The sequence below is a fragment of the Streptomyces sp. NPDC050743 genome (assembly GCF_044456925.1).
Taxonomy (GTDB): Bacteria; Actinomycetota; Actinomycetes; order Streptomycetales; family Streptomycetaceae; genus Streptomyces.
Map to the genome: position 1 here is coordinate 70,617 of NZ_JBITGJ010000007.1, position 12,901 is coordinate 83,517.

The 12,901-nt window shown below is 71.2% G+C and carries 12 protein-coding genes; 8 read left to right on the plus strand and 4 right to left on the minus strand.

Features of this window, described 5'->3' with window-relative positions; genetic code table 11:
- Nucleotides 1-253 precede the first annotated feature (253 nt).
- Nucleotides 254-1,381, plus strand: a complete 1,128-nt coding sequence (locus ACIBJF_RS10560) for a glycosyltransferase (RefSeq protein ID WP_399173305.1) — start codon at nucleotides 254-256, stop codon at nucleotides 1,379-1,381.
- A gap of 121 nt (nucleotides 1,382-1,502) precedes the next feature.
- On the opposite strand, the gene ACIBJF_RS10565 is transcribed toward ACIBJF_RS10560, so the two are convergent.
- Entirely contained in the window at nucleotides 1,503-1,922 is a 420-nt protein-coding gene (locus tag ACIBJF_RS10565) for a hypothetical protein (protein ID WP_399173307.1), read from the minus strand.
- Between the two features lie 114 nt (nucleotides 1,923-2,036).
- Complete coding sequence (locus ACIBJF_RS10570; protein ID WP_399173308.1) at nucleotides 2,037-3,248, minus strand: pyridoxal phosphate-dependent aminotransferase; 1,212 nt, start codon at nucleotides 3,246-3,248, stop codon at nucleotides 2,037-2,039.
- Nucleotides 3,249-3,436: 188 nt separating this feature from the next.
- Here ACIBJF_RS10570 and ACIBJF_RS10575 point away from each other — a divergent pair, with 188 nt between their 5' ends.
- The 3 genes from ACIBJF_RS10575 to ACIBJF_RS10585 all read left to right on the plus strand — a co-directional run bounded on the left by ACIBJF_RS10575 (nucleotide 3,437) and on the right by ACIBJF_RS10585 (nucleotide 5,958).
- Nucleotides 3,437-4,294, plus strand: coding sequence for a hypothetical protein (locus ACIBJF_RS10575; protein ID WP_399173309.1), 858 nt, complete (start codon nucleotides 3,437-3,439; stop codon nucleotides 4,292-4,294).
- A gap of 493 nt (nucleotides 4,295-4,787) precedes the next feature.
- Nucleotides 4,788-4,940 (plus strand): hypothetical protein, encoded by a 153-nt coding sequence (locus ACIBJF_RS10580; RefSeq protein ID WP_399173311.1) that lies wholly within the window; start codon nucleotides 4,788-4,790, stop codon nucleotides 4,938-4,940.
- A 184-nt stretch (nucleotides 4,941-5,124) separates the two neighbouring features.
- On the plus strand, nucleotides 5,125-5,958 hold the full coding sequence (locus tag ACIBJF_RS10585; protein WP_399173312.1) for a trypsin-like serine peptidase: 834 nt from the start codon (nucleotides 5,125-5,127) through the stop codon (nucleotides 5,956-5,958).
- On the opposite strand, the gene ACIBJF_RS10590 is transcribed toward ACIBJF_RS10585, so the two are convergent.
- Together ACIBJF_RS10590 and ACIBJF_RS10595 are read right to left on the minus strand one after the other, a co-directional pair.
- A complete protein-coding gene (locus tag ACIBJF_RS10590) occupies nucleotides 5,955-7,562 on the minus strand; it encodes an amidohydrolase family protein (protein ID WP_399173313.1) in 1,608 nt (535 codons plus the stop codon). The two genes, ACIBJF_RS10585 and ACIBJF_RS10590, sit on opposite strands and share 4 nt — an antisense overlap.
- A 38-nt stretch (nucleotides 7,563-7,600) precedes the next feature.
- Nucleotides 7,601-8,884, minus strand: a complete 1,284-nt coding sequence (locus ACIBJF_RS10595; RefSeq protein WP_399173314.1) for an amino acid deaminase — start codon at nucleotides 8,882-8,884, stop codon at nucleotides 7,601-7,603.
- A 176-nt stretch (nucleotides 8,885-9,060) separates the two neighbouring features.
- Between ACIBJF_RS10595 and ACIBJF_RS10600 the strand changes: the two genes are divergently transcribed.
- The 4 genes from ACIBJF_RS10600 to ACIBJF_RS10615 all read left to right on the plus strand — a co-directional run bounded on the left by ACIBJF_RS10600 (nucleotide 9,061) and on the right by ACIBJF_RS10615 (nucleotide 12,869).
- Nucleotides 9,061-10,083, plus strand: a complete 1,023-nt coding sequence (locus ACIBJF_RS10600) for a sugar kinase (RefSeq protein ID WP_399173315.1) — start codon at nucleotides 9,061-9,063, stop codon at nucleotides 10,081-10,083.
- Nucleotides 10,080-10,841 (plus strand): IclR family transcriptional regulator, encoded by a 762-nt coding sequence (locus ACIBJF_RS10605; protein WP_366486212.1) that lies wholly within the window; start codon nucleotides 10,080-10,082, stop codon nucleotides 10,839-10,841. The genes ACIBJF_RS10600 and ACIBJF_RS10605 overlap by 4 nt, the downstream gene beginning before the upstream one ends.
- A 16-nt stretch (nucleotides 10,842-10,857) precedes the next feature.
- A complete protein-coding gene (locus ACIBJF_RS10610; RefSeq protein WP_399173317.1) occupies nucleotides 10,858-11,268 on the plus strand; it encodes a RidA family protein in 411 nt (136 codons plus the stop codon).
- A gap of 125 nt (nucleotides 11,269-11,393) precedes the next feature.
- Nucleotides 11,394-12,869 carry a GntP family permease gene (locus tag ACIBJF_RS10615; protein WP_399173318.1) on the plus strand — a complete coding sequence of 492 codons (1,476 nt, stop codon included), beginning with the start codon at nucleotides 11,394-11,396 and terminating at the stop codon, nucleotides 12,867-12,869.
- Nucleotides 12,870-12,901 lie beyond the last annotated feature (32 nt).

The window sequence follows — 12,901 nt, forward strand, 5'->3', positions numbered from 1 at the left end:
TCCGGAGCTCGTTCCTGTCTCAATCGCCCAAGCGATCACGCTGGTGGCTACCGCGGCCACACCCAAGAGCCCTGCCATCAATGGCCTGTGTTTCACAGTGTCACATCTCGCGGAATAGTCGATTAGGGATCGGCATACCCCGTCTCGGGCGGCCGGCACCGATGTTATGAGGACGTCCGATGGCGCCATTATTCGGCAGGCGCCAGGAACTCGCGAACCACCCGAATGCACGAGTCATGAAGAGGTTTTTTGGATGGCACCCGTGAAGCAGACGGTCTGTCTGAATATGATCGTCAAGAACGAGGCCCATGTGATCCGGCGTTGTCTGGAATCCGTACGATCCTTGATCGACACCTGGGTCATCGTGGACACCGGCTCGACGGACGGCACCCAGGACGTCATCCGCGAGGTCTACCGGGATCTGCCCGGGGGACTGTACGAACGGCCTTGGAAGGGGTTCGACGGGAGCCGCACCGAGGCGATCGAACTCGCCCGTGACGCCGCGGACTACCTGCTGTTCATGGACGCCGACGACGTGATGGACGTGGAGCCCGGCTTTCACATGCCGGAACTGACACTCGACGCCTACCGGGTCGACATCAGCAACGGACACCACCGGTACCGGCGCCGCGCCCTGGTCTCGACTCGGCTGCCGTGGCGGTACGTCGGCGTGCTGCACGAGTACCTCGACTGCGATTCGCCGTACAGCCTGGGGATGCTGGAAGGCGCCACCATCGTTTACCTGGGTGGCGGAGGACGCAGCAGGGGCAAAACCCCGCGAGAGAAGTACTTGGGAGACGCCGAGACCCTGCAGCAGGGCCTGATCAAGGAGCCCGACAACGCACGTTATGTCTTCTACCTGGGCCAGACCTGGCGTGTCGCCGGTGAGTTCGAGAAGGCGATCGAAGCCTACGATCGCCGGGCGGCCATGGGCGGTTGGGACGAGGAGGTCTTCTGCGCCCGCCTGTCCGCCGCACAGTTGGCCGCAGACCTGGGCCGGCCCCCGGCCGAGGTGATGCACCGCTACCTCGATGCGCACGAGAGCCGTCCCACGCGCGCCGAAGCGCTCGGCGGACTCGCGCGCTGGTGCCGCCTCAACGGTGAACGCTGGCCTCTTGCCCACCTGTTCGCACGACAGGCCGTACGGATCCCGTATCCGAGTGACGACCATCTCTTCGTCGAGCCCGGCTGGTACGACTGGCAGGCGCTCGACGAGCTCGCGGTGTCCGCCTTCTGGGTCGGGGAGTACGAGGAGTCGGCGAGCTGCTGCGAACGCCTGCTGGAAGGCGGCAAGCTACCCGACGAGCATCGTGAGCGTGTGACGCAGAATCTCGAACACGCACGGCGCAACCTGGGCGCGAAGGAACTCGTGGGCGTCTGACGGGGTTCCGGTGCGGACGGTCAGGAGCGTTTGAGGACCCGGGGAGGATGTATGGCGCCCGGTCCGCGCGTCGCTGCGGGTGCACGCGGACCGGGGCCGATCGGGGGACCCCTGTTGGGGGTCAGGCGGTGGTGCTCAGTTCCCGCGGTTCCGACTGGGCGTCGGCGTGCGCGTCCATCCGCTCGGCGGCGAGGATGGCCGCCGCGGTGTCGGCACGGGAGGCGGCGACCACGAGCGCACGGCCGGCGAGGGCGTGCGCGCGCTGGTGCAGCGCCACCGGGTCGCCGGCGGCGGACGGGGTCGCCCGCAGCGGACCGTGGCCTCCGCGGAGCCGGGCCACCTGCTCGGCGAGCCGCTCGGCGGCGGTGTCCAGATCGGCCGACGGGGTCAGGCTGCGCAGCTCGTCGGTCACGGCGAGCAGTGCGGCGAGGTGGCCGGCCAGCTGGATGTCCAGCTCCTCCTCGCGCGACCTGTGGGGGAAGTCGGAGGCGGTGTCGGCCATCGTGCTGTGGACCGACTTGGTGCGGATCGGTTCGTACATCGGGATGGCCTCCTGTGCTCTGACAGGAAACCATCCTAGCTTGGATTTCGTCTAAAGTTGAGTCGGGTCACGGAATGACGTCCACCGACTACGGCCGGCTGTAATGCCCGCCCCCTACGGCTGGCTGTATCCGTCCAGGAAGTTCCCGATCCGGGTGACCGCGTCCCGGAGGTCGCCGACCGACGGCAGGGTCACCACCCGGAAGTGATCCGGCTCGGGCCAGTTGAAGCCCGTGCCCTGGACGACCATGATCTTCTCCTGGCGCAGCAGGTCCAGGACCATCTGCCGGTCGTCCTTGATCTTGAAGACCTGGGGGTCGAGGCGCGGGAAGAGATACAGCGCGCCCTTCGGGCGGACGCAGCTCACGCCCGGGATCTGCGTCAGCAGCTCGTACGCCGTGTCCAGCTGCTCCTTCAGCCGCCCGCCCGGCAGCACCAGGTCGTTGATCGACTGCCGTCCGCTGAGCGCGGCGACCACCCCGTGCTGCCCCGGCATGTTGGCGCACAGCCGCATGTTCGCCAGGATCGTCAGGCCCTCGATGTAGGAGTCGGCGTGGGCGCGCGGGCCGGAGATCGACATCCAGCCGACCCGGTAGCCGGCCACCCGGTACGCCTTCGACATGCCGTTGAAGGTGAGGGTGAGCAGGTCGGGGGCGATCTTCGCGGTCGGGGTGTGCGTGGCGCCGTCGTAGAGGATCTTGTCGTAGATCTCGTCGGAGCAGATCAGCAGGTTGTGCCGGCGGGCGATGTCGGTCAGGCCCTTCAGCATCGCCTCGCCGTACACCGCGCCCGTGGGGTTGTTGGGGTTGATGATGACGATGGCCTTGGTGCGGTCGGTGACCTTGCGCTCGACGTCGGCGAGGTCGGGCATCCAGTCGGACTGCTCGTCGCAGCGGTAGTGCACCGCCGTACCGCCGGAGAGGGAGACGGCCGCCGTCCACAGCGGGTAGTCCGGGGCCGGTACGAGAACCTCGTCGCCGTCGTCGAGAAGTCCCTGCATCGCCATCACGATCAGCTCGGAGACGCCGTTGCCGATGAAGACGTGCTCGACGTCCGTCTCGATGCCGATGGTCTGGTTGTGCATGACGACGGCGCGGCGGGCCGCCAGCAGGCCCTTGGCGTCGCCGTAGCCGTGCGCGGTGGAGACGTTGCGGAGGACGTCCTCCAGGATCTCCGGGGGGCACTCGAAACCGAAGGCGGCCGGGTTGCCGGTGTTCAGCTTGAGGATGCGGTGTCCCGCCGCCTCAAGCCGCATGGCCTCCTCGAGAACCGGGCCCCGGATCTCGTAACAGACGTTGGCGAGCTTGGTCGACTGGATCACCTGCATGTCGTGAGCTTACGGCCCGCACATGCCTCATGAGTCGTGTTTTCCGCCACGTGAGACACGGCGATTTGCCCGGATATCGCCGATGGCTGTCTCAGGGGCCACTTGCGTCCCTAGAATGCTGTGCCGTTCCGCCGGGTCGGGCCGGTACGGCGGGATCGTCAGGGGGCGGGCCCGAATGGGTGGCTTGTGTGCACAGCGAGGCGGAGTGGGGCGGGATGCACGGAGAGACGGGTACGGACGACGGACGCGGACCGGGTGAATCGCCCCAGGTACCGCCGAACGTGTCGTACGCGCAGCCGGTCGAGCAGACGTCGCATGGGTACGACACCCAGCCGGGGCAGGCGGCCCCGCCGGACGCCCGTCACGCGCCGCCGGCCTCGCCGAATGTGTACCTCCCCCAGGCCGACTCCGCACCCGCCTACGACGAGTACGCCGACCCCGCCGCCGCCCACGGCTGGACCAGCGCCTACGACGAGACCCGCGAGCTGCCCGCGCAGGCCGGGCCGGGCGAGCCGACCGGGGCGGCCGAGCCGACCGAGCCGACGGGGGCGAACGAACCGGCCGAGCCGGTCGGCCGGTCCCGGACCGGCGAGGGGCGGGCCGCTCGGCGGCGCGCCGAGCGGCGCACGGGGGGCCGTCGCCGGGTCGTGGCCGTCGCCGGGGCGCTGGGTGTGGCCGGCGCGGTCGCGGTGATCGCGGCTGTGGCGGGCGGCTCGGGTTCCCCCGCCTCGGACGGGCCCGGTCCGGACGGCGGCACACACGCCGTCGTCGGCGACTCCGCCACCGCGAGCCCCCGTACGGACGCCGGCTCCTCGGCCGCCTCGACGGCCACCCCCGGCGCCTCCTCGACCTCGCCGTCCCGCTCGTCCGCCGGCGCGTCCCAGGGGAAGGCGAGCACCGGCCCGACCACCTCAGCCCCCGCCACGACCTCCGCGACGGCCGGCGCCCCCACGCCCACCGCGACCACGGCCGACCCGCCCACCTCCACGTCCGCCTTCCCCAGCGGCCGAGGCCACGGCCACGGTGCCACCAAGCGCCCACGCTGACCGCTGACGGCCCTCCGCCGAGGCCGACGTCGACGCCTCCCGCGTGTACGTCGGCCCGTGTGTCCGGCAGGGCTTCCGTATCCCGCTGATGCCGTGCGCGCGGCCCGCTCATGCTGTGGGCGCGCTTCCACCACGGCCGATATCGACGCCTGCGGTGTGCGCGTCGGCCTGTGTGTGCCGGGCCGCGCCTCCCTCAAGGCCCATGTCGACGCCTCCCGCGCGCCCGTCGGCCTGTGTGTCCCGCAGGGCTTCCGCCTCCCGCTGGTGTGCCGTGGGCGCGGCCCGCGCTGTGTCCGGCGCCAGCGGACGGCAGGCGGCGGACGGCTGAAGACGGGCTGCGCACTTCTTCAGGCAACCGTGGTCTGCGGGCGGCCGCCTGGCGCTGGGTGAGCTGGACGAGCGGCTCGACCGCGTCCAGGGCGCCCGGACGCTCGGCGAGCCGGCGGTCGCCGCACGTGGGCTGCCCGAGCCGCGGCCCAGGGACTCCCTGGTGATGGACCGGGCACCCACCTCCCGTTTCGCCCTCGGCGGGTTCCGCAGGCGTGGGGCCCGCGGAGTGGGACGGCCGTGTGCCCCACGTGTCGTCATCAAGGGCCTGGCCCTGTTCGGCGCCGTCATCACCAAGCCGAAGCCGGCCGGGAAGTAGCCGGAGTCGGCCTCCAAGTCGTCGGCGTTTCGGGCGAGTTGCATGAACCTCTCCGCCGAGGGAAACCCCTACGACCCGAGCCCGCTTCTTGTTCCCGCCCCCTCCATGCGCTGAAGATGTGCATGACAAACGAGCGGGCGGCCGGAACACTCCGGTCGCCCAAGTCGTCAGAGGGGACCCCCACATGAACAAGCCTCTCCTTGCCGCACTCTCCTCCCTGGCCATAGCCGGCCTGGGCGCCACCCCCGCGGTCGCCGCACCGCACACCGCCAAGCCCGCCGCGGTGACCGTCAACTTCGCCGGTACCGTCGCGCTCAGCAACTGCTCCGGCTCCGTCATCCGCTTCCCCAACTCGGCCGACAGCGACCCCGCGCTCGTGCTGACCAACGGCCACTGCCTGGAGACCGGCTTCCCGGACCCCGGCGAGGTCATCACCGGCCAGTCCTCCAGCCGCACCTTCGGCCTGCTGAACGCCTCCGGCAGCCGGGTCGCCACCCTGCGCGCCAACCAGGTCGTCTACTCGACCATGACGGACACGGACGTCACGATCTACCGGCTGACCACCACCTACGCGCAGATCAAGAGCGCGTACGGGATCAGCCCGCTCACCGTGAACGACACCCACCCCACCGCCGGCACCGCCATCAAGGTCGTCTCCGGCTACTGGAAGCGGACCTACAGCTGCAGCATCGACGGGTTCGTGTACCGGCTGAAGGAGGGCGACTGGACCTGGAAGGACTCGGTCCGCTACACCTCCTCCTGCAACACCATCGGCGGCACCTCGGGCTCCCCGGTGATCGACACCACCACCGGCAAGGTCGTCGCCGTCAACAACACGGGCAACGAGGACGGCGAGACCTGCACGGTGAACAACCCGTGCGAGGTGGACGAGAACGGCGACGTCACCATCCACCAGGGCATCAACTACGCCGAGGAGACGTACCAGATCCCCGCCTGCTTCACCACGGGCAACAAGCTGAACCTCGGCGCGGCCGGCTGCACCCTGCCGAAGCCCTAGGCCGTACGGCGGACGGACCGGCCCGCGAGCACGTCCGTCCGCTTCCCGTCCTCGATGACGAACCTCCCGTCGACCAGGACGTACGGGATACCGGTCGGCAGCGTGCGGGGCTCGGCGAAGGTCGCGCCGGGCGCCACCGTCCGCGGGTCGAACAGCACCAGGTCGGCCCGGTAGCCCTCGCGCACCAGCCCCCGGTCCGGCAGCCGCAGCCGGGCCGCGGGCCGGGACGTGAGGTGGGCGACGCACTCCTCCAGCGACAGGATCCCCAACTCGCGTACGTAGTGGCCGAGATAGCGCGGGAAGGTGCCGTAGGCGCGCGGATGCGGCTTGTCGCCCCGCAGGATGCCGTCGGAGCCGCCGGTGTGGGTGCGGTGCCGCATGATCGTGCGGACGTTGTCCTCGTGGCCGACGTGCTGCAGGATCGTCGTACCGAGCCGGTCCTCGACCAGCAGCCGGCGGGCCGTGTCCCACGGGGTCTCGCCGCGCAGGTCCGCCGACTCCCGTACGGTACGGCCCACATGCTCGCCGAGCGCCGGGTCGGTGACGCCGGAGATCTCGATCGTCTCCCACTCCACCGGCACGCCGTGGCAGCCGTCCGAGCCGGTCACCTCCAGGTCGTGCCGGATCCGCGCGGCCGTCGCCGGATCGGTGAGCCGCGCCAGGATCTCCTCGGGGCCGCCCTCGCTCGCCCAGCTCGGCAGCAGCGCGGCCAGGGTGGTGCAGCCGGGCGTGTAGGGATAGGTGTCCAGCGAGATGTCGGCACCGGCGTCCAGCGCCTGGTCCAGCAGGGCCAGCAGCTCCGGCGCCCGGCCCTCGTTCACGCCGAAGTTCATCGTCGCGTGGGCCAGATGCAGCGGACACCCGGCCTCCCGCGCCAGGGCGACCATCTCGGCGTAGGCCTGAAGGGCGCCGGCGCCGTAGGAGCGGTGGTGCGGGCAGTAGTAGCCGCCGTACGACGCCACCACCCGGCACAGCTCGGTCAGTTCCGCGTCGGGGGCGTACATGCCGGGGGTGTAGGTCAGCCCGGAGGACAGCCCGACCGCGCCCTGCTCCATCCCCTCCGCTACCAACCGCCGCATCCGGTCCAGCTCTTCGGGGGTCGCCGGGCGGTCCTCCCAGCCGACGGCGAGCGCGCGGACCGTGCCCTGGGGGATGAGATAGGCGGCGTTGACGGCGATGCCCCGGTCGAGCCGGTCCAGGTACTCGCCGACCGACCGCCAGTCGAAGTCGATGTCGTCGCCGTACCCGTTCCACCCGGTGATCGCCCGCCGCACCTCTTGAAGCGTGCGGTCGTCGACGGGCGCGTACGACAGCCCGTCCTGCCCGAGGACCTCCAGCGTGACGCCCTGCGCGGCCTTCGCACTGTGGTCGGGGTCGCGCAGCAGGGCGAGGTCGGAGTGGGCGTGCATGTCGATGAAGCCGGGGGAGAGGACCAGGCCCTCGGCGTCCAGCTCCCGCATGGCGCACGGGCGCTGGCAGCCGGCCGCGGCGGCCTCCTTGACGATTCCGGTGATCCGGCCGCCGTCGATCACCACGTCGGCCCGGTACGACGGTTCGCCGCTGCCGTCCACGACCTCGGCGTCCCGGATGACCAGGTCCTCCATGCCAGGCCTCCTGATGTCCCTGTTGTCCCTGATGCCTTCTAGAAGAAGGTGCGGATGTATTCGACGACCGTCCCGTCGGCCTCGGCCACCGGGATCAGCTGCCACTTGTCGAACGACGTGCACGGGTGGGACAGGCCGAACCCGATCCAGTCGCCGACCCGGACGTCCGCACCGGGTTCCGTGCGCAGCCAGGCGTGCTGGTCGGACAGGCCGGTCACGGTGATCCCGGTGGCCGGGCGCTCGGCACCGTTCCGGCGTACCACCTGGGCGGTGGGCAGGTCCAGGTCGTAGGCCGCGTCGCGCTTGCCCGCGTTGGCGAAGGCCTGCTCGGGGGTGGGCCGGGAGACGACCTGCGCCCACAGCCGGAAGGCGGGCTCCAGTGCCCCCTCCTCGGGGACGCGGGTGAAGGGGGTGAGCCTGCGGTAGTGCCCGTCGTCGTGCGAGACGTACGCCCCCGAGCGCAGCAGCTTCAGGACCGGCAGGGAGAGCTCGGGGATCTCGGCGAACACCTCGGCCACCGCGTCGAACCAGGCGCTGCCGCCCGCGCTCACCACGATCTCCCCCGCGTCCTTGAGGAGGCCGGTCCCGTCGAGGTCGGCGGCGAGCGCCACCAGCCGCCGCACGTACGACCGCACCCGCTCCGGACCGGCCTGCGGGACCTCGCCCTCGTACCCGGCGACCCCCACGAGCCGCAGCGTCTGGGTGCGGCCCACCGCCTCGGCCACGGCGCGGGCCTCGGCCTCCGTGCGCACGCCGGTCCGCGCGCCGTCTCCGGCGCCCAGCTCGACGACGACGTCCACGGGCCGGGCGCAGCCCTCGAGCGCCGCGTCCATCAGCTCGACGCCGCCCACAGAGTCGACGTAGCAGACGAACCGGAAGTCCGGGTCGGCGGCGAGTTCGGCGGCGATCCACCCCAGCGCCGAGGCGTCGACCAGCTCATTGGCGAGGAAGACCCGCTGGATGCCGAACGCCCGGGCGACGCGCACCTGGTGGGGCACCGCCAGCGTGATGCCCCAGGCGCCGTGCTCGATCTGGCGGTGGAAGAGCTGCGGGGCCATGGAGGTCTTGCCGTGCGGGGCGAAGGCGAGGCCGTGCCGGGCGGCATACGTCTCCATGAGCGCCAGGTTGTGCGCGAGCCGCTCGGCGGAGAGGACGAGGAGGGGCGCGGTGAAGCCGCCGCCTGCGCCGGCCGCTGCGAAGAGATTGCGGCGCTGGGCGGCCAGCTCGCCGACCGTGAGGCCGTCGGCGTCCGGCGGGAGGCCCTTGAAGCGGTGGTCGACACGTTCCTCGGCCAGCCGGGCGAGCGCTTCGCTGCTGCTCATGGAGCCCCTCTCTCGATCGTTGCAGCACTTGCAACGGTCATTGCATGTATTGCCAACTGGTGTCTAGCATCTCGCCGACATCGGGTCAACGGAAGCCGTCGCCCGGGTATCGGACAGGAGTCATCATCAACGACGCTGCTTACGACTCGACCGTTGCGCACGACACGGTTCCGGTGGTGGACGTCGTGGCGCTCGGCGAGTCCATGGTCACCTTCCTGCCCAGCCGGCCGGGCCGTCTTGCGGACGTGCCCTCCTTCGACCGAGCGATCGGCGGCGCCGAGTCCAACGTGGCCTGCGCGCTGGCCGCCGCCGGGCACACCGCCCGCTGGGTCGGCCGGGTCGGCGCGGACGGCTTCGGCGACCACCTGGTGGAGCGCATCGCCGGGTACGGCGTCGACGTCACGTCCGTGTCCCGTGACCCGGCCCGCCCCACCGGCGTCTACTTCCGCACGGCCGGCGACCGGGGAACGGGCGCGCACGAGGTCGCGTACTACCGGGCGGGCTCGGCGGCGTCGGCGATGTCGGTGACCAACGTGGATCTGCCGGCCGTACGGGCGGGGCGGGTTCTGCATCTGTCCGGTATCACGGCAGCGCTGTCCCCGCAGTGCGCGGCCCTGATGCGGACGCTGACGGCCCCCCGCCCGGGGCGCCCGTCGCTGTCCTTCGACGTGAACCACCGCCCGGCCCTGTGGCCCACCCCCGAGGGCCCGCTGACGCTGCTGCACCTGGCCCGCCGGGCGGACATCGTCTTCGTCGGCGAGGACGAGGCGGAGAAGGCCTGGGGCATCACCGGCGGCCCGGAGGTGATCCGAGCGGCGCTTCCCGAGCCGGGGGTGCTGGTGGTGAAACAGGGCGAGAAGGGCGCCACGGCGTTCGAACGGTGCCGGCGCACCGCGACCCCGCCCACCTTCGAACCCGCCCTCCACGTGGACGTCGTGGCGACCACCGGCGCCGGGGACGCCTTCGCCGCCGGCTTCCTCTCCGGGACCCTCCGCGGCCTCCCGCTGAGGGCGCGCCTCCGGCTCGGTCACCTCTTCGCAGCGGCCGGCCTCACCACCCCCGGCGACCTGGCCACACCCCCCGCCCGGGACCACGCCGACCGTCTGACCGCCCTGGACGACGCCGCATGGGGGAGACTTCGACTCGCCCCCGGCTGGACGCAGGCCGAGCGGGCCACACAGGAGGCGAACACCCCATGAGCCAGACCGTAGACCGCGCCCTGAGCATCCTGCCGCTGCTGGCGGAGGGCCCGGCCGACCTCGGCCGGGTCGCCGACCGGCTCGGCGTGCACAAATCCACGGCCCTCCGCCTCCTGCGCACCCTGCACGAGCACGGCCTGGTCTACCGCCAGTCCGACCAGCGTTACCGCCTCGGCGCCCGCCTCTTCGCCCTCGCCCAGGAGGCGATGGAGAACCTCGACATCCGCGAGATCGCCCACCCCCACCTCATGCGGCTGAACGAGGCCTGCGGGCACACCGTGCACCTCGCCGTGTACGAGGAGGGCGAGGTCCTCTACATCGACAAGGTGGACAGCCGCTACCCGGTCCGCATGTACTCGCGGATCGGCAAACCCGTCGCCATCACCGTCGCGGCCGTCGCCAAACTCCTCCTCGCCGACCTGCCCGAACCCGAGCGCCGCGCCCTCGCGGACAAGCTCGACTACCCCCTGTACACGCCCCGTTCGACCCCCAACGCCCCCGCCTTCCTGCGGGAGTTGGAGAAGGTACGCGAACAGGGCTGGGCCACCGACCTCGGTGGTCACGAGGAGTCCATCAACTGCGTCGCCGCCCCCATCCGCGGCGCCGACGGCCGCGTGGTCGCCGCGATGTCGGTGTCCGCGCCGAACGTGGTCGTCACCGCCGAGGAACTCCTCACCCTGCTCCCGCAGGTCCGCCGTACCGCGGACGCGATCAGCGGCGAGTACTCCGGAAGAACGCCAGTAGGTGACCCCGAATGACAGACGAGGACCGTGCATGAGCGAGAAGACCGCCCTCACTCCGAAGACCCACACCACCCCGCCCGCCAAGTTCTCCCACGGCGTGCGGAAGGGCAACATCCTCCAGGTCGCCGGCCAGGTCGGCTTCCTGCCCGCCGAGGAGGGCAAGCCCCCGACGCCGGCCGGTCCCACCCTGCGCGAGCAGACCCTCCAGACCCTCGCCAACGTCAAGGCGATCCTCGAAGAGGGCGGCGCGAGCTGGGACGACGTGATGATGATCCGCGTCTACCTGACGGACGTGGACCACTTCGCCGAGATGAACGAGATCTACAACAACTACTTCGAGGAGCAGGGCCTCACCCAGCCGCCCGCCGCCCGGACCACCGTCTACGTCGGTCTCCCGGCCGGCCTCCTCATCGAGATCGACGCGCTCGCCGTCCTCGGCTGACGGCCGACTGACGCCCCCTCACCCTCCGCACCGCCGTCACGGCACGGCGGCCCCCACCCCCGGGCCGCCGCGCCGCGATCCCCCCCTGCCCGAAAGCACCATGCACTCATGCAGAGGACCCCCGTATGTCCCTCCCCCTGGCCGCCACAGCCCCCGCCGCCCCACCCCACACCGGAGGCCTGCTCCTCCTCCTCGACGGCACCCCCGGCCTCCTCACCGTCGCAGGCCTCGGCATAGCCCTGCTGCTGTTCCTGATCATCAAGGTCCGGCTGCAGCCCTTCGTGGCCCTCCTGGCCGTCTCCATAACCGTGGGCCTGCTGGCCGGCCTGTCGGTCACCGAACTCTTCGGCACGGTCCAGCGTTCCGACGCCGTCTCCACCATCGAGTCCGGCATGGGCGGCATCCTCGGCCACGTCGCGATCATCATCGGCCTCGGCACGATGCTCGGCGCGATCCTGGAGGTCAGCGGCGGCGCGGAGGTACTCGCGGCCCGCCTGCTGGGCCTGTTCGGCGAACGCCGAGCACCCCTGGCGATGGGCCTGACGGGCCTGATCTTCGGCATCCCCGTCTTCTTCGACGTGGGCATCTTCGTCCTGGCCCCACTCGTCTACGCGGCGGCCAGGCGCGGCGGCAAGTCGATCCTCCTGTACTGCCTGCCCCTGCTGGCCGGCCTCTCCATGACCCACGCCTTCCTGCCGCCGCACCCCGGCCCGGTCGCCGCCGCGGGCCTCCTGCACGTCCAGCTCGGCTGGGTCATCCTCATGGGCATCGTCTGCGGCATCCCGGCCGTACTGGCCGCCTGGGCGTACTCCGCCTGGATCGGCAAGCGCATCTTCGTCGCCGTACCGCAGGACATGGTCGAGGCGGCGGAGGAGGCGAAGCAGGCGGTCGTGGCCGAACAGCGCGCGCAGGGCGTGGAGCCGCAGGAGAGGCCCGTACCGCTCGGCACGGTTCTGGGCATCATCGGTACGCCGCTGATCCTGATCCTCGCCGCGACCTTCTCCTCGATCGCCCTGGACCCCTCTCCCACCCGCTCGGTCCTGGAGTTCTTCGGCAGCCCGTTCGTGGCCCTGACCCTGGCCCTGCTGCTCGCGTACTACCTGCTGGGGATCCGGCGCGGCTGGTCCCGCAAGTCCCTGGAGGCGGTGTCGACTTCCTCGCTCAAGCCGGTCGGCAACATCCTGCTGGTGGTCGGCGCGGGCGGGATCTTCGGCGCCGTGCTGAAGGCGAGCGGGGTGGCCCAGGCCCTGTCGGACACCTTCAACGGCGTAGGCCTGCCGGTGATCGTGCTGTCGTATCTCATCTCCCTGGTCCTGCGGGTGGCCCAGGGCTCGGCGACGGTGGCGATCGTGACGACGGCGGGCATCGTGGCGCCCCTGCTCGCGGAGGGCCACCACTCCCAGGCCTTCGTGGCCCTGGTCATCATGGCCATCTCGGCCGGCTCCATCTTCGCCTCGCACGTCAACGACGGCGGCTTTTGGATGGTGGCCAAGTACTTCGGCATCAGCGAACGGGACACGCTGCGCACGTGGACGGTCCTGGAGTCGGTGCTGTCGGTGGCGGGGTTCGCCGTGGCGGCGGCGGTGAGCGTGTTCGTTTGAAGGCTCCCCTCCCTGAAGGGAGGCAATTCCTC